We start from the raw sequence: 25751 nt of genomic DNA, 5'->3' as shown, positions 1-25751 counted from the left end.
AACTCTTCATTCATCCATATACTAGATACCAATACCAACCAACCGGTTCTCCGCAGGTGGAGGTCCCCTCCCCCTTCTTATGCGGGCTCCCTGGACGAAAGGAAGATCGTATGCAGCCCACATCCCATGCAGCTCAGCATGAATCATCCTGTTTAAAAATAGCATATAACGATCCTGAAAGCCATTCCGCCATCATGCATCGTCTCTTGTTCCATTTGTCCAAAACGGGGCCAGGCTCCCCTATTGTGGTCGTCTGTGTCGGGACTGACCGGTCTACCGGAGACGCCCTTGGTCCGCTTGTAGGAACGGCGCTGGCCCGTTACCGCAGCCCGCTGTTCCACCTGTATGGAACGCTTGACGAGCCGGTTCATGCGGTTAACCTTCAGGAGACCCTCAATTCTATCTATGACACGCATCCTGATCCATATATTATAGGAATAGATGCCTGTTTGGGGCACTCCACCAGTGTGGGATGCATCCAGGTGGCGGACGGGCCTCTGCGCCCGGGAGCAGGCGTAAATAAACAATTGCCGCCGGTTGGCGATATCCATATGACGGGTATCGTTAATGTCGGCGGCTTCATGGAATATTTTGTTTTGCAAAACACAAGGCTCAGTCTGGTCATGCGTCTCTCTGAAAAAATCGCATCCAGCCTCTATTCCGCGTTAAAACAATGGTATGCGCATGCTACCCCTGCTGCAGCGCTAGGGTCATCGCCTCTTGTTCTTCGGGAGAAAGCGGATACTGCGAGTTCCCCTCTTGGATCGGCTTGGCATAAATAAACGAATTATCCCGGTTATGGAGACTGGTCAGCACCATTCCGCTGCGGTTAGCATCAAGAATGGCTAGAGAGAAGCTCAGATCATTCCCGCGTTCACCGAATGCATTATACCGCTTCATGCCTACCTTGCCCTTCAGTCCGCGGAGATTCATCTGCACTTCTCTCAGCAGTTCAGCCTGTCCCTGGTATCCTTCCTCCAGTTTGTCCGCCTGCATTTTCAAGTCGATCAGCAGACTCTCCAGATCCTCCACCCCGCTGCCGGCCATCATTACATCATATCGTTTTCTTAATTTACGGAGTTTGGCTCCCTGCATCATCACGACAATTAGCAGCACAATTAGCAGCAGCGTAAAAATCAATACAAACCAATGAATCTGCTCGCCAATCAATTGATTCAAATCCGACATCCCTTACCCATCCTTTTTACGCTTTGTGTTCTTTGAGAGCCTTCCCTCTCCACGCTCCGCCGGACTATTCCTAATTACATTACCGCATCTTTTTATCCACATGTGGACAACTTCATCCATTTTCATTTATCCCCATATAGCCTGGACATAGCTTCCACCATTTGTTCAACCTCTGCTTCCGATGTATCCACACCCACAGAAGCGCGAACGGCTCCGCTTCCCATTGTGCCAGCAGCTTCGTGAGCCAGCGGAGAACAATGCATTCCCGGACGAACCGCAATCCCGAACTCTCGGTCCAACCGGAAGGCAACTTCAGCCGAGTCTACCCCTTTAATAATAAAAGAAACCACGCCTGTCCGTTCTACACCCATTGGCGGACCAAGCAAAGCAATACCGGGGATCTTAGCCAGCCCTTCCATCAACCGTTGAGCAAGTCTCCACTCTTTTTGATAGATAGCTTCTACCCCGATTCGTTTCACCCGGTTCACTCCAGCCAACAGGCCGGCTACAGCCGCTGTATTCTGGGTTCCGGCTTCATACCGGTCTGGCCGCACATCCGGCTGATCCGCATTTTCCGACTGACTCCCCGTCCCTCCATGCAGCAGCGGCTCCAGATCAACAGACGGGTGAATATAGAGCCCCCCTGTCCCCTGCGGACCAAGCAGCCCTTTGTGCCCCGGAAAAGCAAGTAAATCAATTTGCATAGCAGCCGCATCAATACCGACAATCCCCGCACTCTGAGCGGCATCTACCAAAAAGAGCGCTCCATGATCTTTTGTGATCGAACCGATTTCACCAATCGGCAAAATACTCCCCAGCACATTGGAACTATGACAGCAAACTATCATCTTCGTTTGAGGCCGAAACAACCGGGTTAACTCGCGGAGATCCACCTGACCTTGGGGATCCACCTTCAAATAATCCACTTCGACAGCTTTTGTCTTCCGCAAGTATTCAAGCGGTCTGCGAACCGAATTATGTTCGGTCATGGTGGCGATTACATGGTCACCTTCCCGCAGCGCCCCTTTTATTGCCAAGTTGAGCGCAAAGGTAGCGTTTGGCGCAAAAGCAATATCCTGCCCATTTGCAATCCCGAAAAGCTCCGCCAGCGCCATTCTCGCACGCACCAACACCCTGCCCGCTTGAACGGCCATGGTGTGATTTCCTCTCCCCGCATTGGCTGCAGACATCTGCATAGCGTCTACCATCGCCTCTATCACTTCAGGCGGTTTAGGCCAAGAGGTAGCGGCATGATCCAAATAGATCACCCGCTTATCTCCACCTCTCCCCTTAGTCATCCCTACCCCTCCCCTACTACGACATGACCTATGCTACTGCCATGATTCGGCACTGGATAAATAAGCTATGGCGCCACATGGAGATAAGCAGCCAATGAAACATGAGACAATATAACCAGCAATCCGATCATCCACTTTAACCCAGCTCCCAGTAGCTGACCAATCTTCCTCCAGCATGAACTAACCAATGAAAAAACATATCCCTTCCTCTCCCCCCGGACAGTTCAGGATATGTTCCAATGCCCATTTTTGTTTAATTGCCTAACAACTCAAGCAACCGCTCCAAATCCTGAGCACTGTAGTAATTCAGTTCAATCTTCCCTTTTTCTTTCCCCTGCTTAATCTTCACCGTCGTCTTAAATCGGTCACGCAGAGTTTCCTCCACACTCTCAATGTAGGGGTCTCTTTTTGTAGTTTTCGCTTTTATTGCGGCCGGTTTGCGATCCAGGTTTTTGACGGCCTCCTCCAGTTCGCGAACACTCCACTGCTCATCAACGCACTGTTTGGCCACCTTTTTGATCTGATCGGCATCTTTAATCCCCACTAATGCCCGGGCATGTCCCATGGAAATTGTTCCACGTGAAACATATTCCTTTACTTCTTCCGGCAGACTCAACAACCGCAAAAAGTTGGCGATATGCGAACGCGACTTTCCGACCTTTAAAGAAAGCTCTTCCTGGGTTAATGAAAATTGGTCCATTAACCCTTGATAAGCAACAGCGACTTCCATCGCATTCAGGTTCTCACGCTGTAAGTTCTCGATCAGCGCGACCTCCATCACCTGCTGATCGCTCATTGTCCGCACGACTGCCGGTATCGTTGCTTTTCCACAATATTGGGAAGCACGGAACCGGCGTTCGCCGGCAATGATCTCGTACCCCTTCAGCACACTGCGTACAATAATCGGCTGGATAACACCATGCTGACGGATAGATTCTGCCAATTCTTGGATAGAATCTTCTTTGAACTCTTTACGCGGCTGGTACGGATTGGCACGAAGCTGGTTAAGCGGGATTTCCACTACCTTATCGTCCTCGTTGATCGCCAATGAAGGGATCAGTGCGTCCAGCCCTTTGCCCAAACGCTTACTCATACGAAACCACTTCCTTTGCCAACTCTAAATAAACCTCTGCGCCTTTGGAACGCGGGTCATACGTAATGATAGATTGACCATGGGACGGTGCCTCGCTCAAACGGATATTGCGGGGAATGATCGTCCGGTACACCTTTTCTTGAAAATATTTCTTAACTTCCTCAATAACCTGGATTCCCAGGTTCGTCCGGGCATCCAGCATAGTCAGCAGCACGCCTTCAATTTGCAGGTGTGTATTTAGGTTTTTTTGCACAAGCCGAACAGTGTTCAGCAGCTGGCTCAACCCTTCAAGCGCGTAATATTCGCATTGAATCGGGATGATCACAGAATCAGCCGCGGTTAAGGAGTTAATGGTTAAAATCCCCAAAGACGGCGGGCAATCAATCAGAATATAATCATAGTTCGCCTTGACTTGATGAAGAGCTTTCTTCAGCTTCAACTCCCGCGAGATGGTCGGAACCAGTTCAATCTCCGCCCCTGCTAACTGGATCGTTGCCGGAATAATATGCAGCCCTTCGATCTGTGTTTCCATAATTGCATCCTTGGGATGTACTTCGTTGATCAATATATCGTATATGCAGTTGGCCACATCGGCCTTGTTAACGCCTACTCCGCTGGTTGTGTTCCCCTGCGGATCAATATCGACAAGCAGCACACGCTTCCCCAGCTTAGCCAGCCCGGCTCCCAGGTTCACAGATGTGGTTGTCTTGCCGACACCGCCTTTTTGATTGGCTATGGCAATGATCTTGGACACTTATTTCACCTCAAATAGTTAGGAAGAATCTTCATGTAGGTCTCAGGTAGACAGGCACCTCTGATGGTCGACAGGGTTGAATAAGGCGTTCAAAACAGGGTGGCCGGATAGGCGAAAAAAAATCAGCCCAACGCCCCACGACTTTTTCGGATGTCTACTCGCTGCGGATGGTTCCGGATATGCTCTAACCCCTAATCACCGGTCTCCCTATGCTTGTCCGATCGGTATGCTCCGGCTAGGGCCACAGAAAAAGCGGCCAATCACCTCAGGGCCGCCTTCAGCTTCAGTTCTTCTATGGTTATCGCTTCGGTATTTGGATGACGATTTCATAGTGATCGCCCCGGTCATTTTCGGAGGTCTTAATCTCCATCCCCGAGCCGGTTACCATATCTATGGATTGGCGAATGGTGTTCAGCGCCAGTCTGACATCTTTAGTGTAGGAAATCCGTTTGGATTTTTTCACTTTGGAAGCTTCTTTATAAAAAGCAATTCGGGCTTCCGTCTGTTTTACGTTCAGTCCTTTGGAAATGATTTCGCCCAATACCTTGAGCTGCATTTCTTCGCTATCGAGCGCAAGCAGCGATCTCGCATGCCGCTCCGTGATCTGGCGCTCCATTAAAGCCGTCTTCACCGGTTCAGGCAGCTGCAGCAGCCGAATCTTGTTAGCAATGGTAGACTGGCTTTTACCCAGGCGCTGAGCAAGACTTTCTTGGGTTAACGAGTGCAGGTCAATCAGCTTCTGATAAGCAATCGCTTCTTCAATTGAAGTCAGACCTTCCCGCTGGAGGTTCTCGATAAGTGCAATGGATGCTGCCTGGGAGTTGTTGAAATCACGGACAATGGCTGGAATATGCTCCATACCCAGCTTTTTCACCGCACGCCAGCGTCTCTCTCCGGCGATGATTTCATACTTGGAATCCCGCATGCGCACAACAATCGGTTGAATCACCCCATGGGTTTTGATTGTCTGGCATAATTCTTCTATCTTCTCATCATCGAAAATCGTTCGCGGCTGATAAGGACTGCTTATCACTTCATGGACCGGAATTTGCTTAATCTCTTCTCCGCTGCTGCGCTCGGTAAATCCAAACAGTTTGGTGAATTGTTCTTTCATTCCGTTCATAACCACCTAATTTCATAATAGTACGATTCGCCGGCTGTTACAGCCGATAACCATTTCATCGTACAGCAGTTGGATCTAACCGATGCCGTCTAAAGGCTGCGTGTATAACACTCTGCAATCCATTATCGGACTTTCTGTAAGTCAATGGCAAGCTTATATCCATCTATGTACCAAAACTGACAAAGGTTGATGTCGGTTTGGAGGAATGCTCGCTCTATTATTCTATCACTTTTCTTGAAAGAATCCTATTCTCCGGCAGAACCTATTTTAAATTTTTGATGGTGTAAGATTGGAACGACTTAGTAAATCGGCGTTCGAGCAGATCAATTACTTAAATAGAAAAAGGCATCTTCACTAGGAAGATGCCTTGAATGTTTCACGTGAAACACTAGATTAATGGGGATTTGGCTGGAACGCCAGCTTTTCTTGGATACTTTGACGGCGTAGATGCCGTTTTACGCACAAAAACGATATGTCTTGCAGAATCCTCGACCGGAAGCTGAAACGCTTCAACGGACTCCAGTTTCCCCTTCAATTCCTTTAAGCTGCGGGAAGCCTCTTGCAGCTCTTCGCTGGGGTCGCTGCCTTTCATTGCCGCAAAAACTCCATCTTGGCGGATAAACGGCAGGCAAAACTCATTTAGCAGCGCCATGCGGGCAACCGCCCTTGCAGTAACAAGATCATATCTATCACGATGCTCTGGCTGGCGGCCGATATCCTCCGCCCTGCCGTGGATAAGATATGCTCCATTAAAACCAAGCTCATTGGCAGTGTGCTGCAAAAAAGAGATCCGTTTATTCAGCGAATCCACCACCGTAAGCTCCAGATGAGGAAAACATATTTTCAGCGGGAACCCCGGGAATCCGGCACCAGACCCGATGTCGGCCATACGCTGGACCCTGTTCATGTCCATGAAAAAAGATAGCGAAACCGAATCATAAAAATGTTTGGTGTACACCTGCTCCCGGTCCGTGATCCCTGTCAGGTTCATTTTTTCATTCCACTCAACCAGCAGTTCAAAGTAACGTTCAAATTGCTCTAACTGCCGGTCGGTAATCTCGATTCCCTTTTCCTCTAAACGGGCTGCGAATTCAGTTTGAACGGTGTCTCTCATTGGGCTTTCGCCGCCGTTACACGGTTGTAATGCTCCATATAGACCAAAAGAATCGAAATGTCCGCAGGTGTAACGCCCGAAATACGCGACGCCTGGCCAATCGACAGCGGACGAATCCGTCCAAGCTTTTGACGGGCTTCCATTGCAAGGCCGTGAATATCGCTATAGTCGATATCCTCCGGAATTTTCTTTTGTTCCATCTTTTGCAGCCGTTCTACATGCTGGAGCTGCTTCTCGATGTATCCCGCGTATTTAATCTGGATCTCCACCTGCTCCTTCATTTCCTCATCCAAAGCGACCTCTGGAGGAGACAGCTGTTCAACCAGGCTGTAATCCACTTCGGGCCGGCGGAGAAGCGTCAGCAGATTGCTGCCGTCTTGAATCGGCGCAGAGCCTCGTTCTTCCAGCATCGCATTGACCTCAGCCGGTTTCACCTTCGCCTCACGCAGACGAACAATTTCTTCCTCTACCCGCCGCTTTTTGTCCAGGAAGGCATCGTACCGTTCCTGCGGAATCAGGCCAATCTCATGACCAAGCGGAGTCAAGCGCAGGTCCGCATTGTCATGCCGGAGCAGCAGCCGGTATTCCGCACGGGAGGTGAGCAGCCGGTACGGCTCATTGGTTCCTTTTGTCACCAGATCATCAATCAGTACACCAATGTATCCCTGTGAACGATCCAAAATCACCGGTTCCTTGCCTTGTACCTTGCGCGCGGCGTTAATGCCCGCCATGATACCTTGTCCCGCGGCTTCTTCATACCCGGAGGTCCCGTTAATTTGACCCGCAGTGAACAGTCCGGGCAGACGTTTGGTTTCAAGCGACGGCCACAGCTGAGTTGGCACCATCGCGTCGTATTCGATCGCATAGCCGTTGCGCATCATCTCTACTTTTTCCATGCCAGGGATCGAACGCAGGACCGCCAGCTGAACATCCTCCGGCAGGCTTGTCGACAATCCTTGGACATAATACTCCGAGGTATTTTTGCCTTCAGGCTCAAGGAAAATCTGATGTTTCGGCTTGTCGCTGAAACGCACAATCTTGTCCTCAATCGACGGGCAGTAGCGTGGGCCAGTTCCTTCAATAATGCCGGAAAACATCGGCGCACGATGCAGGTTGTCATTAATAATGCGGTGCGTTACCTCAGAAGTGTAGGTCAGCCAGCAAGGCAGCTGCTCATTGGAAGACGACTTCGTCTCGTATGAGAAAAACTTCGGCTGTGCATCCCCCGGCTGAATCTCTGTTTTCGAAAAATCAATTGTGTCTTTATGCACCCGCGGCGGCGTACCCGTCTTGAAACGGACGAGTTCAAAACCAAGCTCGCGCAGGTTCTCCGCAAGACGTACGGAAGGCTGCTGGTTGTTCGGGCCGCTTTCGTAAGTCAACTCGCCCATAATTACTTTACCGCGCAAATAGGTGCCGGTCGTCAAGATAACGGCCTTCGCCCGGTAGATTGTTCCCGTCTTCGTAATGACGCCGGTGCACCGGCCATCTTCTACAATCAGTTCCTCGACCATTCCCTGACGCATCGTCAGGTTCGGTGTCTTCTCCATTGTTTCTTTCATGACATGCTGGTATTGAAATTTATCGGCTTGGGCGCGCAGCGCGTGTACCGCAGGTCCCTTACCTGTATTCAACATCCGAAGCTGGATGAAGGTCTTGTCAATGTTCCGTCCCATCTCGCCGCCGAGCGCATCAATTTCGCGTACGACGTGACCTTTGGCCGGCCCGCCGATGGACGGGTTGCAGGGCATGAACGCAACCATATCCAGGTTGATGGTAATCATCAGCGTATTGCAGCCCATCCGAGCGGCTGCCAAAGACGCCTCACAGCCCGCATGTCCAGCGCCAATAACAATAACGTCATAGCTGCCGCCTTCATAACTCATGACCTGTGTCCTCCTTAATAAGGTAAGTTTACTTGCCCAGACAGAACTGGGAAAAAATCTGATCGAGCAGCGAATCCGCCGCCGTATCGCCTACTATCTCACCGAGTTGCTCCCAGGCAAGCCGAACGTCGATCTGAATCATATCGACAGGAATAAGCTGATCGGCCGCGTCGTAGGCATCCTGCAGCGACTGGTGAGCTTTTTTGAGCAGGGCGATATGGCGCACGTTGCTGACATATGTGAGATCGCCCGATTCCAGCTTGCCGCCGAAAAAGAGCGTAGAAATCGCATCCTCTAATTTGTCGAGCCCTTCCTCTTCCAAAACGGACATAGGGACAATGCTCGACTCTTCAAAATAGCGTAATAATACCACTTTGTCAAGCTGGCGCGGTAAGTCCATTTTATTCATGATACAGATGCATTGTCTACCTTTTATTTGTTCCATCAATGCCAGTTCGTCTTCATGGAGCGGTTCACCTGCATTAAGGACCAGCAAAATCAGATCCGCTTCCCCTACCGCCGCTTTAGAACGTTCAACGCCGATTTTTTCCACCACATCAATCGTCTCCCGGATCCCTGCGGTGTCCAGCAGCTTCAGCGGTATATTGTTAATGGTTACGTATTCCTCAATGACGTCCCGAGTTGTTCCTGGGATATCCGTGACAATCGCTTTGTTCTCATGAGCTAAAGCATTCATCAGCGATGATTTGCCTACATTCGGGCGGCCGACTATTGCCGTTGTAATACCTTCCCGCAGGATTTTTCCTTGAGATGCAGTCCGGAGAAGGCGGGTGATTTCCTCCATGACTTCCGTGCTTTTCCGTTTGATCAGCTCTGCGGTCACCGACTCCACATCGTGCTCCGGATAGTCGATGTTGACTTCGATATGAGCGAGCGTCTCCAGCAGGTTCTGCCGGAGCTGGTGAATTCGCTGCGAAAGCGAACCGCCCACCTGTTTAAGCGCAACCGAAAATGCGCGGTCCGATTTAGAGCGGATAAGATCAATGACCGCTTCGGCCTGGGTCAAGTCGATCCGCCCGTTCAGGAAAGCGCGTTTGGTGAATTCCCCCGGCTCGGCCAGGCGGATGTTTTGCTGCAGCAGTAGATCCATCACCCGGCGCACCGAGATCACTCCCCCGTGCGTGCTGATTTCCACCACATCTTCTGTCGTAAAAGAGCGTGGTCCCTTCATTACGGTTACAAGTACTTCTTCCATTCGCTCTCCGTTTGCGGGATCGACGATATACCCGTAATGAACCGTATGCGAATCCGCGGCGGTCAGCGGGATGCGGCCACGGAAGACCGAGTTGGTCTCCGCAATCGACTCGGGTCCGCTGACACGAATAATGGCAATCCCTCCTTCGCCGATCGCGGTAGATACCGCTGCAATCGTATCGCCGGTCATAGCCTGCATGGTTATCCCTCCTATTATAAAAGCGAGCTGTAAAATGATCGTTCAAAAACGTAGGATGCAGTCCGAAAGACGTACCGCTGTTCCCTCTCCTGTTAACTGGATGTCCTCTTTACCAACAACCTATTCGTATCAGGAATGACAGCTGAAGTAAATGTGGCTCATGAAATCCCCGTCTATTGAAAAAGTGCTGCCGAAAATGCACGCTGTGCGATGAGGCTGGACGCAATAAAGTTCTCTATTTCAAAAAAACAATGACCCCTTCATAGTCAAGGAGTCATTGCGCCAAATATTCTCTACTTTAAGGTAATCACTACACGCCGGTTTGGCTCTTCGCCCCGGCTGATCGTGTGAACCTGCGGGTGATTCTGGAGCCTGGAGTGAATAATCTTGCGTTCCTGTGGCGGCATCGGTTCAAGCACCACTTCTTTGCGGGTGCGGACCACCCGTCCCGCCAGCCTGTCCGCCAGGTCTTCCAGCGTTTTTTTGCGCCGTTCCCGGAAGTTCTCGGCATCAAGCACAACACGGAGGAAGCTGTCCGAATAACGGTTCGCGATAATATTCGTCAAGTATTGCAGAGCATCCAAAGTCTGTCCCCGTCTGCCGATCAGCAGCCCAAGCTCCGGGCCCGAAATATGCAGTGTCGTATGATCCTTGGAATGGACGGTCTCCACTTCGACCTTCAGCCCCATCCCCTCGGCGACATCCACAATAAAGCGTTCCGCTTGGCGATAAGCTTCTTCCGGCGAGGTTTCGGAAATCTGGTGCGGCACGACCCCGCTTGCCTCTTCCGTAGGTTCAGGCTGCGACTGCTGAGGCGGTGACGGAGCTTTCGCCGCTGACACCGGCGCCGGTTCGGGAAGCAAAGTCAATTCGACTTTGGCTCCCTTGACGCCGATAAGTCCCAGGAATCCCTTGGAGGGCTGTTCCAGTACGCTGACCGTAACCCGGTCTTTGTTCACCCCAAGCTGGGCAAGTCCACGTTCTACAGCTTCTTCAACGGTTTTTCCTGTTGCGACGACTTTTGTCATTTGGATTTTTTGGCTCCCTTCGTACCCTTCCCGCCCTTGGCATTACCGGTTCCGGCTGTGGCTACAGCAGGTTGAGGTTTATGGTTCCGATACAGGAAGTAGTTCTGGATGATCGTGTACAAGTTACTGTATACCCAGTACAGAGGAAGAGCGGCCGGGAAGTTATAGGACATAATGAAGATCAATACCGGATAGATCATCATCATAAACTGCATCGGTCCCTGCATCTGGGACGGATTCATGGAAGACATCATCTTGGTCTGCAAGTAGGTAGTCAATGCGGCAATCGCCGGGAGGATAAACAGCTTGTCCGGCTGGCCGAGCTGCAGCCACAGGAAAGTGTGCTCCCGAATATCCGGGTTATAGTAGATGGAATTGTACAGCGCGATAAAAATCGGCATTTGCACCAGCAGCGGAAGACAGCCCGCCATTGGATTAACCTTGTTCTCCTGGAACAGACGCATCGTTTCCTGCTGGACTTTTTCAGGCTGATCCTTATATTTTTTCTGGATTTTCTGGAGCTCCGGCTGGATGGCCTGCATTGCACGCGAGCTTCTGACCTGCTTGAGCGTCAGCGGCAGAATCAGCGTCCGTACGATGACCACCATTACAAGAACCGCCAGTCCATATTCTCCGTTAAACCACTTTGCGAACGTATCCAAGGCTACGGCAAAATAATAAACGACGTTGCTCTGCCAGAAGCCTCCGTTTTTCAAGTCTTCCGTGGTATGCGTCACCGTTGTGGTCGGAGCGCAGCCCGACAGTACGGCCATCGACAATACCAGCACAGCGATGAGGAAAAGCCATTTTCCCCGCCTAGTCTTCAGTAGAGACACCTCATAACCCCTCTCTTAACATTCCATTTCACCGTAAATCATACCATACTTGAACATACAAATAAACAAGCCGCCCCCGGCCCGATTATCTGCGCGAGGCCTTGAGCAGCTTGGCTTTGCGGAGGACGTGCAGCACACTTTTGTCCAGCTCGGCAAAGCTCATCGATAAGGCGCCTTTGCGCACGATGAACACGAGGTCCAAATGATCCGCGATCTCCGCTTCATGACTTCTTACAATCTCTTTGACTACCCGCCGCATCCGGTTGCGGACAACGGCATTGCCCACCTTTTTGCTGACGGATACGCCGAGCCGGAATTGCTCCACCTCTTTGCGGTGGAACCAATACACCACAAACTGGTGGTTCGCAAACGATTTGCCATGACGGTACACGGTGCTGAAATCGGTCCGGTTTCGCAAACGCAGTCTTTTGTGCACGGGAAATCTCCTTGTACAAAATCCGGACGCCGATACGTCTGCCGGATTTTCTTCTTCTAATATAATAGTATGGTCAGGCTGTACCGGGAGTAAACGACTTGTCTGGTACTCCCGTAAAGAATAAACCGTCCTAAGAAAAAAAGACCACCGGAGTGGTCTTGATCGCCTGACTTACGCGCTCAGAACTTTTCTTCCTTTCAAGCGGCGAGCGGCCAGAACTTTGCGGCCGTTTTTCGTGCTCATTCTTTTACGGAAGCCATGCACCTTCTTGCGTTTGCTCACATTCGGTTTAAATGTAGGTCTCATGAATTGCACCTCCCTTACAGGAACTTAACTACTGTCTTCATCCGCAGGAATGCTTATAATGCTTCCCTTTATATATAGGGACAGTATTCACGTCGTCAATCATCAACATTAGAGGCATAACCTCACAGAAAACGCCTTTATATATTTAACCATAAACTTCAAAGAGAAGTCAACCATCATTCTCCGCTTCCTTCTCTGTTCCTTCCCCTGTTTGTCTGCCTGCAGTTTTTCCTGCAGTTTGCTTTCAGTCAGTTTTCAGTGAGTATCCCCAGTGTTCAGTATTTCAGTATCCCCGGATTCACCGCTGTCTCTATTCCAATTTTCCTCTCCCCTGTTCTTGAGTCACTACGGCTCCCTCCCTCTTTTTCTTCCTGCCTGATTTTTATTTCATGCGTTTTTTCACGCTCTTTTTTCTTCCTCCCTCTTTTTCACAGGGTTCAGAGGAGAATGACAAAGTCCAGTACGGCGATGTCCTCCCCCATTTGTCCGTTCCAAAGCCATCAATTTAAGGCCAAGTGCCAGCACCCGTTATTACGGAAGTGACTTTATTAACACCGAACAGCGATCCGGATCCTGGAATCAAGTTTGCCGTTTTACTGTTGGCCCTTTTTTTGGCCTTCTTTGTGGCCTTCTTTGTGGCCTTCTTTGTGGTGTTCTCTGTGGTGTTCTCTTTGGTGTTCTGCTTGGTTTATTGTCTCTGGTTTTGTTATTTGGTTAGCTGCTTGGTTCGCAGTTTGGTTTATCTGGGCATGGCTATAGGCGGTCAGGCCGTTTATCCACAGCTGCACTCTCCGCACGATTCATCCACAGCCTGTCCGACTTATCCACCGGTGTGCGGATAAAATGCCCGTATGGGAGCAAACTGTGAATAAATGTCGTCGGATGCCGGCGGATTTTGTCAAAGGATGAACAGAATATCAACAATATGTAGTGTTGTGCCTAAAATTTATACACAAGTGATTGAATTTGTGGATAAAATATCTGCGCTCATTGAAAAACAAGGGCTGTTTTGCTATGATGGTATTACTTTTGAATGTGAATAGATTTGATTGTCCTCCATATTATCAACAAGTTGTGGATAAAGTTGTGAACAATTCAAGTTTATCCATATTTTTTTGTCTCCAGGGTCTGCATACTGGGGATAATTTTCTGCATGTTTCGCTATTTTCTTCAAGATCTCCACTGCATGGCTCAAGACTTCATGGCTCAAGCCACATTTGGAAGATTAAAGGAGTGACAGTCCGTGGACAGCCATACTTCCGAATTATGGCAGCAAATATTAACGATTATTCAAACCAAATTAAGCAAACCAAGTTTCGATACTTGGTTTAAGGCAACGAAAGCGCTCACGTATTCGTCCCAGGGACTTGTGATATCCGCGCCAACGACCTTTGCGGTTGAATGGCTCGAAAGCCGGTATACGAAGCTGGTTGCCGCTACGGTATATGAGGTGACCGGCCAGCAGGTGAACGTCAAGTTCGTCATTGAAGAGAGCAAGCCTGCCGAACCGGTGGTGCAGCAGAGCGCTCCCCCGCCGGCGGTACTGCGGGAAGAAGCGCAGACGCATATGCTGAACCCGAAATATACGTTCGATACGTTCGTTATCGGGTCCGGCAACCGGTTTGCGCACGCGGCTTCGCTGGCCGTCGCAGAAGCGCCGGCCAAAGCGTACAATCCGCTGTTCCTGTATGGAGGCGTAGGACTCGGAAAAACCCATTTGATGCACGCGATCGGCCACTATATTTTGGAGCACAACCCCAGCAATAAAGTCATCTATATCTCTTCCGAGAAATTCACGAACGAATTCATCAACTCCATCCGCGACAACCGCGGCGAGAGCTTTCGGAACAAGTACCGGAACGTAGATATTTTGCTGATTGACGATATTCAATTCCTGGCCGGCAAGGAATCGACGCAAGAGGAATTTTTCCATACGTTTAATGCGCTGCATGAGGAACGGAAGCAGATCATTATCTCAAGCGACCGGCCGCCCAAGGAAATTCCGACCCTGGAAGAACGGCTGCGCTCCCGGTTCGAGTGGGGACTCATTACCGATATTCAGCCGCCGGATCTGGAGACACGGATCGCCATTCTGCGCAAGAAGGCCAAAGCGGAGAATCTCGATATTCCGAACGAAGCAATGATGTATATCGCCAATCAGATCGATACGAATATCCGGGAGCTCGAAGGCGCGCTCATCCGGGTTGTCGCCTATTCCTCGCTTACCAACCAAGACGTCACAACGCATCTTGCGGCGGAAGCGCTGAAGGATATCATTCCTTCCAGCCGGCCAAAGATGATTACGATACAGGACATCCAGCAGCGCGTCGGCGAATACTTCAACCTGCGCCTCGAGGACTTCAAAGCGAGAAAACGCACCAAAGCCGTAGCGTTTCCGCGGCAAATCGCCATGTATCTGTCCCGGGAGCTGACCGATTATTCGCTGCCGAAGATCGGCGAAGCGTTTGGCGGACGCGACCATACGACCGTCATCCATGCGCACGAGAAGATCACGCAGTCGCTGAAGAACGACCAGGAGCTCTACAAAGTGGTAACCAACATCTCGGAAAAAATTAAAAATCCTTCCTAACCGGGAAGGAGTCCAGAGCCTATACACAATTTATACACATGTGGGTAGGCTTAATTTTATGCCGATCATGCGGCTTATCCACATATTCAGTGCCCCTACTACTGATACTACTAGTATTTAATAATAAATCATCATCAATAGCGAAGTACGCGAACGGCTCATTCGCCGGACCTCCCCATTTCCCGATAGGAGTGACATTATGAAAATCACCATTCTTAAGAACGAATTGAACGAAGCCATTCAGCATGTATCCAAAGCTATCTCCAGCAGAACAACTATCCCCATCCTCAGCGGCATCAAGCTGGAAGTGAATTATCAAGGGGTCACGTTAACCGCAAGCGATACGGATATTTCCATCCAATCGTTTATTCCGGCCGAGAACGATAACGAGCAGATTGTCCAGGTGGAGCAGCCCGGCAGTGTGGTGCTTCCCGCCAAGTTTTTTGTGGAGATCATCAAAAAGCTTCCGTCCAAAGAAATCCAAATGGAGGTCAAAGAAGGCTTCCAGACGCATATCGCTGCCGGCGCCACAGAAATTCAGATGGTAGGTTTGGACCCCGAGGAATTCCCGGTACTTCCAGATATTGAAGGCAACGAAACCATCTCCATCCCGGGAGATCTGCTAAAAAATATGATTAAACAAACGGTTTTTTCCATTTCCACTCAAGAAACAACACCGATTCTGACCGGTGTGCTGTGGAATTTGGCTGAAGGTGAATTCAAATTTACCGCGACCGACCGCCACCGCCTGGCCACCCGGGCTGCACGGCTGGAGGGAACCGAAGAAGTCCGCTTCTCTAATGTCGTTATAGCAGGCAAAACGCTGAATGAGCTCAGCAAAATCATTCCTGACCAAAACATGCTTGTCGATATTGTCGTCGCCGATAACCAAGTGCTGTTCAAATTGGACAGGGTGCTGTTTTATTCCCGTATTTTGGACGGGATCTATCCGGATACTTCTAGAATTATTCCGACGGCGTACAAAACAGAACTTACTTTGGACACAAAAAAATTAAGCGAATCGATCGACCGTGCTTATTTGCTGTCCCGTGAGGAAAAAACAAATATTGTGCGCATGCAGACACTCGAATCCGGGGGGATCGAGATTTCCTCCAGTTCCTCGGAGCTTGGACGCGTGCGTGAAGAATTGGACGTTGCTGATTTCAAGGGTGAACCCCTGAAAATTTCGTTCAACTCCAAATATATGCTCGATGTGCTCAAAGTTGTGGAGAGCGAGCAGCTGACGATTGCTTTCACCGGCATGATGAGTCCCATCATTCTCAAACCGCTGGATGACAGCCAAAGCCTGTACGTTATTTTGCCGTACCGAACAACCAACTAAGCGCTCTTTCCACGCTTGTGGATAAGTAGCGGAGAGGAAACCGAAGATGAAACCAATTGTTATCCACAGTGGATATATTAAGCTGGATCAGTTTTTAAAGCTGGCGGATTGTGTATCCACAGGGGGAATGGCAAAGGCGCTGCTGCAGGAAGGAATGGTCACCGTCAACGGCGAGAAGGAAGAACGGAGAGGGCGCAAGCTGTATCCCGGAGACCGGATTGACGTTCAAGACTGCGGCAGCTTTGAAATCAGGACAGAAGAATAACTCCCCTTGTGGGATGGTTTGGGGGAGGGAAGCCCAGCGTGTTTGTCAATCAGATCGCCCTTCAGCATTACCGGAACTACGATCAGCTGCGGCTTGAGCAGCTTGGCGACGTCAACCTTATCCTCGGGCAAAATGCACAGGGCAAAACCAATCTGATGGAGGCGCTGTTTGTGCTGGCCATGACCAAAAGCCACCGGACCTCCAAGGACCGGGAGCTGATCTCTTTTGACGCGCCGGACGGAGCTGCCCGCCTGTATGCCGAGGTTGAACGGAAATACGGCGAAATCAAGCTGGAAATGACGTTGTCCCCGCAAGGGAAAAAAGCGAAGATCAACGGGCTGGAACAGCGCAGGCTGAGCGAATTTGTCGGTTCGCTAAATGTGGTGATGTTTGCGCCCGAGGATCTGGAAATCGTCAAGGGCACGCCCGGTGTCCGCCGGCGGTTTCTCGACATGGAGATCGGCCAGGTTCAGCCGGGTTACCTGTTTCACCTCCAGCAGTATCAGAAAGTGCTTGTTCAGCGGGGCAATCTGCTGAAGCAGCTCTGGGGAAAAGAGGGAGCGGCACGCGACATGCTGGAGATCTGGGATGCCCAGCTTGCGGACCATGGTGTTAAAATCGTCAAAAAAAGGAAACAATTCATAAAGAAACTGCAGGTGTGGGCAGAGGATATCCACCGGGGAATCACGAACGGGGGAGAAGAGCTCAAGCTGCAGTACGTTCCTTCTTTCGGGCAGCGGGAGGAAGAAGATGAAGCTGTCTTATTGGACGAATTTATGTTAAAGTTATCACAAACGAGAGAACAGGAAATCAGGCGCGGCATGAATCTGACGGGTCCTCACCGCGATGACCTGTCCTTTTTTATCAATGGCAGGGAAGCGCAGACGTACGGCTCTCAGGGGCAGCAGCGCACGACCGCCCTGTCGCTCAAGTTGGCTGAAATTGAACTCATCCATGAGGAGATCGGCGAATATCCGGTACTGCTCCTTGATGATGTGCTGTCGGAACTGGATCCATACCGGCAGACGCAGCTGATCGAGACATTTCAGAGCAAGGTTCAGACGTTCATCACCGCCACCGGCATCGAAAGCCTGAAGGCCGACAAGCTGAAGGGTGCGCATTTGTATCATGTCCGTGACGGACAGGTGGGCAGGTAAAGCAGAAGTGAATCCGTGTGGTTCAAGGGGGAGAAGCTGCAGGCATGTATATCCATCTGGGCGGGGAGAAAATTATCCGGTCATCGGAGCTGATTGCCATCTTCGATGTTTCCATCGAGAAATCATCCAAGGCATCCAAACAGTTCGTCAGTCAGTCGCTGCAGCAGAAACGGTTGGAACGGATAGGCGAAGAAGAAGCCAAGTCGATTGTCGTAACGAAGAATCTCGTTTATTATTCCCCGATTTCTTCATCCACCCTTAAGAAACGCGCAAGAATACTGCCGGATTTATAACCCGACTGGGATAAATGAGCAAAATCGAAAGAAGTAGGTGAAGGCATGTCTATGAATCAACCGACATACGATGAGAGCCAGATTCAGGTTCTGGAAGGGCTGGAAGCGGTCCGGAAGCGTCCGGGGATGTATATCGGCTCGACCAGCGCCAAGGGTCTGCATCATTTGGTATGGGAAGTCGTCGACAACAGTATTGACGAAGCTCTGGCCGGTTATTGCGACCGGATTCAAGTGATTGTCCATGAGGATAATTCCATTACCGTGGTCGATAACGGACGGGGGATCCCCGTAGGCGAGCACGCCAAACTGAAGAAATCGGCGCTTGAAGTCGTTATGACCGTCCTGCATGCCGGAGGCAAATTCGGCGGCGGCGGATATAAAGTATCGGGCGGTCTGCACGGCGTCGGGGTTTCCGTCGTTAACGCCCTGTCCGAGAAAGTAATTGTTACCGTCAAGCGGGAAGGCCATATTTATCAGCAGGAATACCGGCGCGGCGCCCCGCAGTATGATATCAAGATCATCGGCGATACCGAAGAGACGGGTACGACGACTACCTTCCTTCCCGACCCGGAAGTGTTCACCGAGACCGTAGTATATGACTATAATACGCTGCTGACCCGGATTCGCGAGCTAGCTTTCCTGAACAAAGGGATCGAGCTGTCTCTCAAGGACGAGCGGACCGGCGCTTCCAACACCTTTAAGTACGACGGGGGCATCGTTGAGTATGTCAAGTACTTGAACGAGAAAAAGGAAGCGCTGCATGAGCAGCCGATTTACGTGGAAGGCTCGCGTGAAATGATTCAGGTCGAAGTAGCGCTGCAATATAACGAGACGTATACGGAGAATATTTATTCTTTTGCGAATAACATTCATACCCATGAAGGCGGAACACACGAGTCGGGCTTCAAAAGCGCGCTTACGCGGATTATCAATGATTACGCCCGGAAGACGGGGATGATCAAAGAGAACAACGCCAACCTGACCGGGGATGATGTCCGCGAAGGATTGACGGCGATCATTTCCGTGAAAATTCCTGAGCCGCAGTTTGAAGGCCAAACGAAAACCAAACTCGGCAACAGTGAAGTCCGCGGTATCGTGGAATCCTTGTTTGGCGAGAAGCTGCAGGAGTTTCTTGATGAGAACCCCGCGGTATCACGCCGCATTCTGGAGAAGTCGCTGCAGGCTTCCCGGGCGAGAGAAGCGGCGCGCAAAGCGCGTGAGCTGACACGCCGCAAGAGCGCTTTGGACGTCGGCTCCCTGCCGGGGAAGCTCGCGGATTGCTCCTCCAAGGACGCGTCCATCAGTGAGCTGTTCATCGTCGAAGGCGACTCCGCAGGCGGATCGGCCAAACAGGGCCGTGACCGGAACTTCCAGGCGATCCTGCCGCTTCGGGGCAAAATCTTGAACGTAGAGAAAGCGCGCCTTGACCGGACGCTGTCCAATGCGGAGATCCGGGCCATCATCACGGCGCTCGGAACAGGCATAAGCGACGACTTTGACCTGTCGAAGGCCCGGTATCACAAGGTTATTATTATGACGGATGCTGATGTCGACGGCGCCCATATCCGGACTCTGCTGCTTACGTTCTTTTACCGCTACATGCGCAAGCTGGTAGAGGAAGGGTATATCTACATCGCCCAGCCGCCGCTCTTCAAAGTGGAGCGCAATAAAGTGATCCGCTATGCCAACAGCGAGCGGGAACGCGATGAGATTATTGCTTCATTCGGAGAGAATGTCAAAGTGAACGTACAGCGGTACAAAGGTCTTGGCGAGATGAACGCGGAACAGCTGTGGGAGACCACAATGGACCCCGAGAGCCGGACGATGCTCCAGGTCACCGTCGAGGATGCCATTCTTGCGGACAGCTTGTTTGACACCCTGATGGGCGATAATGTGGAGCCCCGCCGGGATTTTATCCAGGAGCATGCCAACCAGGTACGCAATCTGGATATCTAACAATCGCATAGACGCAGCGGAAGCCTCCGTCCTGCCCCTTAGGGGGCGGACCGGAGGCTTTTGGATGTGAAGGCGCGCCGCTGGGCAGGCCTGCGTGTGGAGGAGGCAGAAGAGCGGAGCAGTGGATTTCTGCGGGACAAAGAGGTTTTAGCGCGGCCTACCCGGCCGTAAGCCTCGGCATACCGGTGGATTTTGCGGTAGATCGACTTGTCGGGAAACAGTTTAAAGACGGCGATAGAGGGCAGTGTATTGACCTCAAGGAGCCAGGGGTGAAGTTCCCCGTCCAGTGCGACGTCAAGACCAACCTCTTTGATCCCCGGATAGTGGCGTTCCAGTTGGCGGGCAATCCGGATTCCAAGAGCGGCCAGCTCGTTCTCCAGCGACTCGAATTCCCGCCGGTTCTTCGTGTATTCGTTGAGCACTTCCTCAACTGACAAAATGCTGCCGCCGTTATGGTAGTTGGTCACAATTTTGTTGGCGGCAGCCACCCTGCTGAGCATGCCGGTTGTTTCCCAGCGGCCTGAAGGGGTTTGCTGGGTCAGGACTCTAAGGTCAAAGGGGCGATTCCGGTGCGTCAGAAGTCCAATCCCTTTTTGGATCAAATACAGGTGTCCTTGCATACGCCGTTCGATGGCCTGATGCAGCAGCTCCAGCGCTATAAATGACTTCGCAGTCTGACCGTACCGTAAAATATATACGGTTTGGGAGGGCGGGCTGTCCGCCCCCTTCGTGTCGGGACTTGGGGACAACTCCTGGGCGGACTGGATGGTCCGGGCTTCAACGCGCATGACGCCTTTCCCGTAAGTGCCCCGGTCCGGTTTAACATAGACTGTTCCGTATTGAACCAGCATGTCATCCAAAGCGCCAAAGCTGTAATGTCGGGTATCCGGGATATACGTGGAGAGCGAGGGGTTCGCAAGAAGCGCACGGGTTTTGGCCCATTTGCTCGCCACTCTTTGAATTTTCATGAAAATCCCTCCTGTTGAATGTACGGCTAAGGGCAATTCCAAAAGTCGGCCTTTACTGCCGCGGGGAAATGTCAGGACAATCCGGGCAAACAATGATATAATATAAGGATATGGCGTCAGCAAAATCCTCGGATTTTGTGATCATTTCGCCCTATCAGTTATTAGTCTATGTGCCAAAGGCGTATGCGGAGAGGGCTGCTGTCCCGGTATACGAAAATCACCGCTTTGGCCCATTCCGGGCCGCTGTGTTTAATTGTCCGCTTTTTGTGAAAGTAATATAATTAAAGACAGTGGATTTCCTATGCACTGTTACTCTTTTATCTATTTTTCTTACTGCGGTTACGTCATTCTGCGGGAAACCGGCAAGTGGTTTTCTGCCGAATGGATTTGTATATTCGCCGCATAAACGGTGAGCGGAAGACGAAGACAGCTGCCGGAAGCGGTTTACGGTGTTTTTAACTGAAGGAGGTCCAATAAGAGCAATGGCTGAACAAAACAACCCGCAAATTATTGACCGGGACATTGGGGAGGAAATGCGTGATTCCTTTATGGATTACGCGATGAGTATCATTGTCAGCCGGGCTTTGCCGGATGTGCGGGACGGACTTAAGCCGGTTCACCGGCGTATTTTGTATGCCATGTCCGAGCTGGGGATGTCTCCGGACAAGCCGCATAAGAAGTCGGCGAGAATCGTCGGCGAGGTCATCGGTAAATACCATCCTCACGGTGATTCCGCGGTGTATGAAACGATGGTACGGATGGCGCAGGATTTCTCGATGCGCTACATGCTTGTGGACGGGCACGGCAACTTTGGTTCGGTTGATGGTGATATGGCCGCTGCGATGCGGTATACGGAAGCCCGCTTAACCAAAGTCGCTATGGAAATGCTTCGGGATCTGAACAAGGAGACCGTTGACTTTGAACCGAACTACGACGGCGAAGAGAGGGAGCCGGTGGTGCTGCCGGCCCGTTTCCCGAACCTGCTGGTTAACGGGGTAGGCGGGATTGCCGTAGGTATGGCTACCAATATCCCTCCGCATAACCTGGGAGAGGTTATTGATGGCGTACAGGCTATGATTCGCAATCCTGATATTACGTCAATGGAACTGATGGATTACATTAAGGGACCGGACTTTCCGACAGCGGGTTATATTTTGGGCCGTGAAGGGATCCGGCAGGCGTACCGGACAGGACGAGGTTCGGTTACGATGCGGGCCAAGGCGAACATCGAGGAGAACAACGGCAAGGCAAAGATTGTTGTTTATGAACTGCCTTACCAGGTAAATAAAGCAAGACTGGTGGAGAAGATCGCCGAACTGGTGCGGGAGAAGCGGATTGAAGGTATTACCGATCTCCGTGATGAATCTGACCGGAACGGAATGCGGGTCGTGGTGGAGCTTCGCCGCGATGTAAACCCGAATGTCGTACTGAACAACCTGTACAAACACACCTCCATGCAGACTACCTTTGGCATCAATATGCTTGCGATTGTAAACAAGGAACCGAAGGTGCTCAATCTGCGTGATGTTCTGTATTATTATTTGCAGCACCAGGTTGAGGTTATTCGCCGGCGTACGGAATACGATCTGAAAAAGGCGGAAGCCCGTGCCCACATCCTGGAAGGTCTGCGAATTGCCCTTGATCATTTGGATGAAGTCATCGCTCTGATCCGTGCTTCCCGGACAACGGAAATCGCACGTGAAGGATTAATGACTACATTCAACCTGTCAATCGAGCAGGCCCAAGCTATCCTCGACATGCGGATGCAGCGCCTGACGGGTCTGGAACGCGAGAAGATTGAAGAAGAATACAACGAGCTACTCAAGAAGATCAGCGAGTACCGCGCCATTTTGGCGGATGAGTCTCTGATTCAGCAAATTATCGGGGAAGAGCTCCAGGAAATTCGCGAGCGGTTTGGCGACGAGCGCCGGACGGAAATCACGGTCGGCGAAGAAAGCATTTTGGATGAGGACCTGATCCCGCGTGAAGAGGTTGTTATCACTGTCACGCACACCGGTTATATTAAACGTCTTCCGGTCAGCACGTACCGCAGCCAGAAGCGCGGAGGCCGGGGTGTAGTGGGGATGGATACGAAGGATCATGATTTCGTAGAGCATCTCTTCGTCAGCAACTCCCATAACTACCTGATGTTCTTTACGGACAAAGGCAAGGTATACCGGATCAAAGCATACGAGATTCCGGAGCTGGGCCGGACAGCCCGGGGGACACCGGTCATTAACCTGATCCAAATTGAACAGGGTGAGAAGATCAGTGCCGTTATCCAGGTGGAAGAAGCGGACAGCGACAAATATCTGTTTTTTGCGACCAAGGAAGGGATCGTCAAGAAGACTCCGCTTGAGGACTATAACAATATCCGCAAGGGCGGTCTGATTGCAATCAATCTGCGTGAGGAAGACGAGTTGATTGAAGTCAAGCTGACGGACGGCCAGCAGAATCTGATTTTGGGTACGGCGCGCGGTATGTCGATTACCTTCTCGGAGAATGATGTTCGCTCCATGGGCCGCAGTGCTACCGGCGTTAAGGGCATCAACCTTGACGAGGAAGATCATGTCATCGGCATGGACTGCTTTAGCGACGATCAGGAAGTGCTGATTGTAACAACCAAAGGCTACGGTAAACGGACGCCAGGCAGTGAATTCCGCTTCCAGTCACGCGGCGGCAAGGGTATCAAAATGATTAATCTGACGGACAAAAACGGTCCCGTAGTCGGTCTCAAGGTTGTGAAACCTGAGGAAGACCTGATGATCATTACGACAAGCGGAACGCTGATCCGGACCAGTATGGACGGCATTTCCACGATGGGCCGCTACGCGCAGGGCGTGAAGCTGATCAACATCCGTGAAGATGATGCGGTAGCCACACTGTGCCGTGCCGATAAAGAAGAAGAACTGCCTGAATCTGAAGAAGATCAGGAACTTGGTCTCGGCGAGGCAGAAGAGACTGCAGTAAATGAGGAAACGAATGAAGATACGGAGCCTCAAGAAGAATAGATGCTATAAGCGGAGCCTTCGGGCTCCGTTTTTTTTAGTCTGGTGGGATATACCCCGCCGTATTTGCGTCATGATAAGGTGCAGAAGCAGATTGTCGGCCTCATCGTTCCGTACTATAATTAAACAGACCGTCCCGTCCGGTAAACAGCAGCATGCTTGCGAACGGAGCGTTAGAGAAAGTAAGGGGTTGATTGTATTGCCGAGCGTATCCTTAGCGGAACTTAAACCCGGTGCCAAAATTAGCAGCGATGTAATTACTCCGCTGGGCGGCGTCCTGTATCCGAAGGGGAAAGTGATTTTACCGCGGGACCTGGAGATTCTTGAGGCGTTTTTAATCAAGCAGGTGGAAATAGAAGGAGAAGAGGCGGACAAGTCCCCAGAAACAGCTAAAGGGGAGAAAGGGGCAGTCCCGGCTGGTAGTAATAAGGAATTGAGCAAAAATGTCTCTACACTCCAGACGGAGTATACAAAAATGCTGAAGCTGATGAAAACGAGTTATCGTTCGGTTGTAGGTGCGTCTTTGCCGATTTTGGAGCTAAGAAGCGGCTTGGAAGCATTAATTGGGCATATTAAGGACTACCATGTGCTTCAATTTACACCTCCCCAATTGACTGAAGCAGACTATATTTATCATAAAGCTGTATTGTCGGCGTTGACCTGTTATCGGCTTGCCCAGTGGTGCGGATATCCGTCAAAGGATTGGATGCAGATGGCCTTTGCCGGGCTGCTGCATGACATAGGGAATGGCAAAGTCGATCCCGATCTTCTGGACAAGCGCCAACCGCTGGATGCAGGTGAGCGGGAAGAAGTCCGCAAACATACCACCTACGGATACCAGCTGCTGCGAAATGTAACGGCCATCAACGAGGGCGTGCGATTGGCCGCACTCCAGCATCACGAAAAAATCGATGGTTCGGGTTACCCGCTTAAGCTGGAGGGCAGCCAGATTCACGATTATGCCAAGATTGTAGCCGTGTCAGATATTTTCCACTCAATGACTCTGGAACGGGCCTATAAGAAAGCTCAATCCCCGTATCTCGTGCTGGAGGAACTGCATACCGAGAGTTTTGGCAAGCTGGACCCTTCTATTGTTCAGACATTTATCCAGAAGACCACGGAGCTGTATAACGGAATTAAAGTGAAGCTGAATGATGGAAGACAAGGCGAAATTATATTTACTGACCGGAATCATCCTACAAGACCGATGGTGCAGTGCGGAAGTACGATTGTAAATCTGGCGCAGCAGAGAGAGTTCTTTATCCAGGAGATTGTAGTATAGTTGTTGAGCGATAGCCGCAGAGAGGCTTTCGCAGAGGGGCTTGTCGAGTGTACTCTGCGGCAGCAGCGAACTTAATTGGGGTTTATTAGCTGCCTGTCGAATACCGCAGGTGACCATTCTATATTGCAGGTACCCTACCTGCACGATAAGGATGAAATTACCTGCGGATTATATTCTATTATTGCTTGCATATCGTCGTAGGACATGGTATATTCTTATTCCGGCCGAAAAACACTGGCTGGCTCGAAAAACTAAATCAAAAAAAGAGCTTGCTTTCTTGCTCAGAACATGATATAGTATAAGAGTTGCTGGTGAGACATTGACCGGCAGCGATCGAGAAGCTTGATCTTTGAAAACTGAACAACGAGTGAGTGAAAATCACTTCGGTGATTTCACAAATGAGAATTTATTCTG

Annotated in this window: 21 protein-coding genes and 1 pseudogene; 9 read left to right on the top strand and 13 right to left on the bottom strand. The window is 50.8% G+C overall.

From position 1 onward, the window contains the following. Positions 1-110: 110 nt before the first annotated feature. Positions 111-701, top strand: a pseudogene (gene yyaC / locus ACE6ED_RS06825) (spore protease YyaC); the annotation flags it as partial. On the opposite strand, the gene ACE6ED_RS06820 reads toward yyaC, so the two are convergent. The 12 genes from ACE6ED_RS06820 to rpmH form a co-directional block, all read right to left on the bottom strand. Continuing rightward, positions 688-1188 carry a DUF4446 family protein gene (locus ACE6ED_RS06820; RefSeq protein ID WP_410826355.1) on the bottom strand — a complete coding sequence of 167 codons (501 nt, stop codon included), beginning with the start codon at positions 1186-1188 and terminating at the stop codon, positions 688-690. The pseudogene yyaC and the gene ACE6ED_RS06820 sit on opposite strands and share 14 nt — an antisense overlap. 122 nt (positions 1189-1310) lie before the next feature. After that, positions 1311-2486: an aminotransferase class V-fold PLP-dependent enzyme gene (locus ACE6ED_RS06815; RefSeq protein ID WP_410826354.1), complete on the bottom strand. Its 1176-nt coding sequence runs from the start codon at positions 2484-2486 to the stop codon at positions 1311-1313. A gap of 253 nt (positions 2487-2739) precedes the next feature. Then, positions 2740-3579: a ParB/RepB/Spo0J family partition protein gene (locus tag ACE6ED_RS06810; RefSeq protein ID WP_410826353.1), complete on the bottom strand. Its 840-nt coding sequence runs from the start codon at positions 3577-3579 to the stop codon at positions 2740-2742. After that, the gene (locus ACE6ED_RS06805) at positions 3572-4333 is read right to left on the bottom strand and encodes a ParA family protein (protein WP_410826352.1); all 762 of its coding nucleotides are present in this window, start codon (positions 4331-4333) and stop codon (positions 3572-3574) included. The genes ACE6ED_RS06810 and ACE6ED_RS06805 overlap by 8 nt, the downstream gene beginning before the upstream one ends. A gap of 298 nt (positions 4334-4631) precedes the next feature. Further along, a complete protein-coding gene (noc, locus tag ACE6ED_RS06800) occupies positions 4632-5447 on the bottom strand; it encodes a nucleoid occlusion protein (RefSeq protein WP_410826351.1) in 816 nt (271 codons plus the stop codon). A 397-nt stretch (positions 5448-5844) separates the two neighbouring features. Further along, on the bottom strand, positions 5845-6570 hold the full coding sequence (gene rsmG, locus ACE6ED_RS06795; RefSeq protein WP_410826350.1) for a 16S rRNA (guanine(527)-N(7))-methyltransferase RsmG: 726 nt from the start codon (positions 6568-6570) through the stop codon (positions 5845-5847). Then, the gene (gene mnmG, locus ACE6ED_RS06790; RefSeq protein WP_410826349.1) at positions 6567-8456 is read right to left on the bottom strand and encodes a tRNA uridine-5-carboxymethylaminomethyl(34) synthesis enzyme MnmG; all 1890 of its coding nucleotides are present in this window, start codon (positions 8454-8456) and stop codon (positions 6567-6569) included. Before mnmG ends, rsmG begins: the two co-directional genes overlap by 4 nt. Before the next feature lie 28 nt (positions 8457-8484). Then, positions 8485-9861 carry a tRNA uridine-5-carboxymethylaminomethyl(34) synthesis GTPase MnmE gene (gene mnmE / locus ACE6ED_RS06785; protein ID WP_410826525.1) on the bottom strand — a complete coding sequence of 459 codons (1377 nt, stop codon included), beginning with the start codon at positions 9859-9861 and terminating at the stop codon, positions 8485-8487. 302 nt (positions 9862-10163) lie between these two features. Continuing rightward, on the bottom strand, positions 10164-10898 hold the full coding sequence (jag, locus tag ACE6ED_RS06780) for an RNA-binding cell elongation regulator Jag/EloR (protein ID WP_410826348.1): 735 nt from the start codon (positions 10896-10898) through the stop codon (positions 10164-10166). After that, positions 10895-11734 (bottom strand): YidC/Oxa1 family membrane protein insertase, encoded by an 840-nt coding sequence (locus ACE6ED_RS06775; RefSeq protein WP_410826347.1) that lies wholly within the window; start codon positions 11732-11734, stop codon positions 10895-10897. The genes jag and ACE6ED_RS06775 overlap by 4 nt, the downstream gene beginning before the upstream one ends. An 85-nt stretch (positions 11735-11819) precedes the next feature. Then, on the bottom strand, positions 11820-12170 hold the full coding sequence (gene rnpA, locus ACE6ED_RS06770) for a ribonuclease P protein component (protein ID WP_410826346.1): 351 nt from the start codon (positions 12168-12170) through the stop codon (positions 11820-11822). Between the two features lie 171 nt (positions 12171-12341). After that, entirely contained in the window at positions 12342-12476 is a 135-nt protein-coding gene (rpmH, locus tag ACE6ED_RS06765; RefSeq protein ID WP_019914530.1) for a 50S ribosomal protein L34, read from the bottom strand. A gap of 1243 nt (positions 12477-13719) precedes the next feature. Here rpmH and dnaA point away from each other — a divergent pair. The 6 genes from dnaA (at position 13720) to gyrB (ending at position 20079) form a co-directional block, all read left to right on the top strand. Beyond that, positions 13720-15066, top strand: a complete 1347-nt coding sequence (gene dnaA / locus ACE6ED_RS06760; protein ID WP_410826345.1) for a chromosomal replication initiator protein DnaA — start codon at positions 13720-13722, stop codon at positions 15064-15066. A 199-nt stretch (positions 15067-15265) separates the two neighbouring features. Next, positions 15266-16408, top strand: coding sequence for a DNA polymerase III subunit beta (gene dnaN / locus ACE6ED_RS06755; protein ID WP_410826344.1), 1143 nt, complete (start codon positions 15266-15268; stop codon positions 16406-16408). 46 nt (positions 16409-16454) lie between these two features. Then, complete coding sequence (gene yaaA / locus ACE6ED_RS06750; RefSeq protein WP_410826343.1) at positions 16455-16673, top strand: S4 domain-containing protein YaaA; 219 nt, start codon at positions 16455-16457, stop codon at positions 16671-16673. Positions 16674-16711: 38 nt separating this feature from the next. Next, on the top strand, positions 16712-17830 hold the full coding sequence (gene recF, locus ACE6ED_RS06745; RefSeq protein ID WP_410826342.1) for a DNA replication/repair protein RecF: 1119 nt from the start codon (positions 16712-16714) through the stop codon (positions 17828-17830). Positions 17831-17874: 44 nt separating this feature from the next. Further along, positions 17875-18123 (top strand): extracellular matrix regulator RemB, encoded by a 249-nt coding sequence (remB, locus tag ACE6ED_RS06740; RefSeq protein WP_410826341.1) that lies wholly within the window; start codon positions 17875-17877, stop codon positions 18121-18123. Between the two features lie 45 nt (positions 18124-18168). Beyond that, a complete protein-coding gene (gene gyrB / locus ACE6ED_RS06735; protein ID WP_410826340.1) occupies positions 18169-20079 on the top strand; it encodes a DNA topoisomerase (ATP-hydrolyzing) subunit B in 1911 nt (636 codons plus the stop codon). 38 nt (positions 20080-20117) lie between these two features. Here gyrB and ACE6ED_RS06730 read toward each other — a convergent pair whose 3' ends face one another. Then, on the bottom strand, positions 20118-21047 hold the full coding sequence (locus ACE6ED_RS06730) for a YheC/YheD family protein (protein ID WP_410826339.1): 930 nt from the start codon (positions 21045-21047) through the stop codon (positions 20118-20120). Positions 21048-21529: 482 nt separating this feature from the next. On the opposite strand from ACE6ED_RS06730, the gene gyrA reads away from it, so the two are divergent. Both gyrA and ACE6ED_RS06720 read left to right on the top strand, forming a co-directional pair. After that, complete coding sequence (gyrA, locus tag ACE6ED_RS06725) at positions 21530-24058, top strand: DNA gyrase subunit A (protein ID WP_410826338.1); 2529 nt, start codon at positions 21530-21532, stop codon at positions 24056-24058. A gap of 196 nt (positions 24059-24254) precedes the next feature. Beyond that, the gene (locus ACE6ED_RS06720) at positions 24255-25337 is read left to right on the top strand and encodes an HD-GYP domain-containing protein (protein ID WP_410826337.1); all 1083 of its coding nucleotides are present in this window, start codon (positions 24255-24257) and stop codon (positions 25335-25337) included. The last annotated feature ends 414 nt before the right edge of the window (positions 25338-25751 follow it).

The organism is Paenibacillus nanchangensis (assembly GCF_046543445.1).
Taxonomy (GTDB): Bacteria; Bacillota; Bacilli; order Paenibacillales; family Paenibacillaceae; genus Paenibacillus_AQ; species Paenibacillus_AQ nanchangensis.
This window is presented reverse-complemented; position numbering and strand designations above follow the sequence as displayed.

Bases quoted from the DNA above. Each gene is read 5' to 3' on its own strand.
- remB (WP_410826341.1), top strand. From the start codon at position 17,875: ATGTATATCCATCTGGGCGGGGAGAAAATTATCCGGTCATCGGAGCTG.
- gyrA (WP_410826338.1), top strand. From the start codon at position 21,530: ATGGCTGAACAAAACAACCCGCAAATTATTGACCGGGACATTGGGGAG.
- noc (WP_410826351.1), bottom strand. From the start codon at position 5,447: ATGAAAGAACAATTCACCAAACTGTTTGGATTTACCGAGCGCAGCAGC.
- ACE6ED_RS06730 (WP_410826339.1), bottom strand. From the start codon at position 21,047: ATGAAAATTCAAAGAGTGGCGAGCAAATGGGCCAAAACCCGTGCGCTT.
- ACE6ED_RS06820 (WP_410826355.1), bottom strand. From the start codon at position 1,188: ATGTCGGATTTGAATCAATTGATTGGCGAGCAGATTCATTGGTTTGTA.
- rsmG (WP_410826350.1), bottom strand. From the start codon at position 6,570: ATGAGAGACACCGTTCAAACTGAATTCGCAGCCCGTTTAGAGGAAAAG.
- ACE6ED_RS06815 (WP_410826354.1), bottom strand. From the start codon at position 2,486: ATGACTAAGGGGAGAGGTGGAGATAAGCGGGTGATCTATTTGGATCAT.
- jag (WP_410826348.1), bottom strand. From the start codon at position 10,898: ATGACAAAAGTCGTCGCAACAGGAAAAACCGTTGAAGAAGCTGTAGAA.
- mnmG (WP_410826349.1), bottom strand. From the start codon at position 8,456: ATGAGTTATGAAGGCGGCAGCTATGACGTTATTGTTATTGGCGCTGGA.
- dnaN (WP_410826344.1), top strand. From the start codon at position 15,266: ATGAAAATCACCATTCTTAAGAACGAATTGAACGAAGCCATTCAGCAT.
- gyrB (WP_410826340.1), top strand. From the start codon at position 18,169: ATGTCTATGAATCAACCGACATACGATGAGAGCCAGATTCAGGTTCTG.
- yaaA (WP_410826343.1), top strand. From the start codon at position 16,455: ATGAAACCAATTGTTATCCACAGTGGATATATTAAGCTGGATCAGTTT.
- ACE6ED_RS06810 (WP_410826353.1), bottom strand. From the start codon at position 3,579: ATGAGTAAGCGTTTGGGCAAAGGGCTGGACGCACTGATCCCTTCATTG.
- mnmE (WP_410826525.1), bottom strand. From the start codon at position 9,861: ATGACCGGCGATACGATTGCAGCGGTATCTACCGCGATCGGCGAAGGA.
- rpmH (WP_019914530.1), bottom strand. From the start codon at position 12,476: ATGAGACCTACATTTAAACCGAATGTGAGCAAACGCAAGAAGGTGCAT.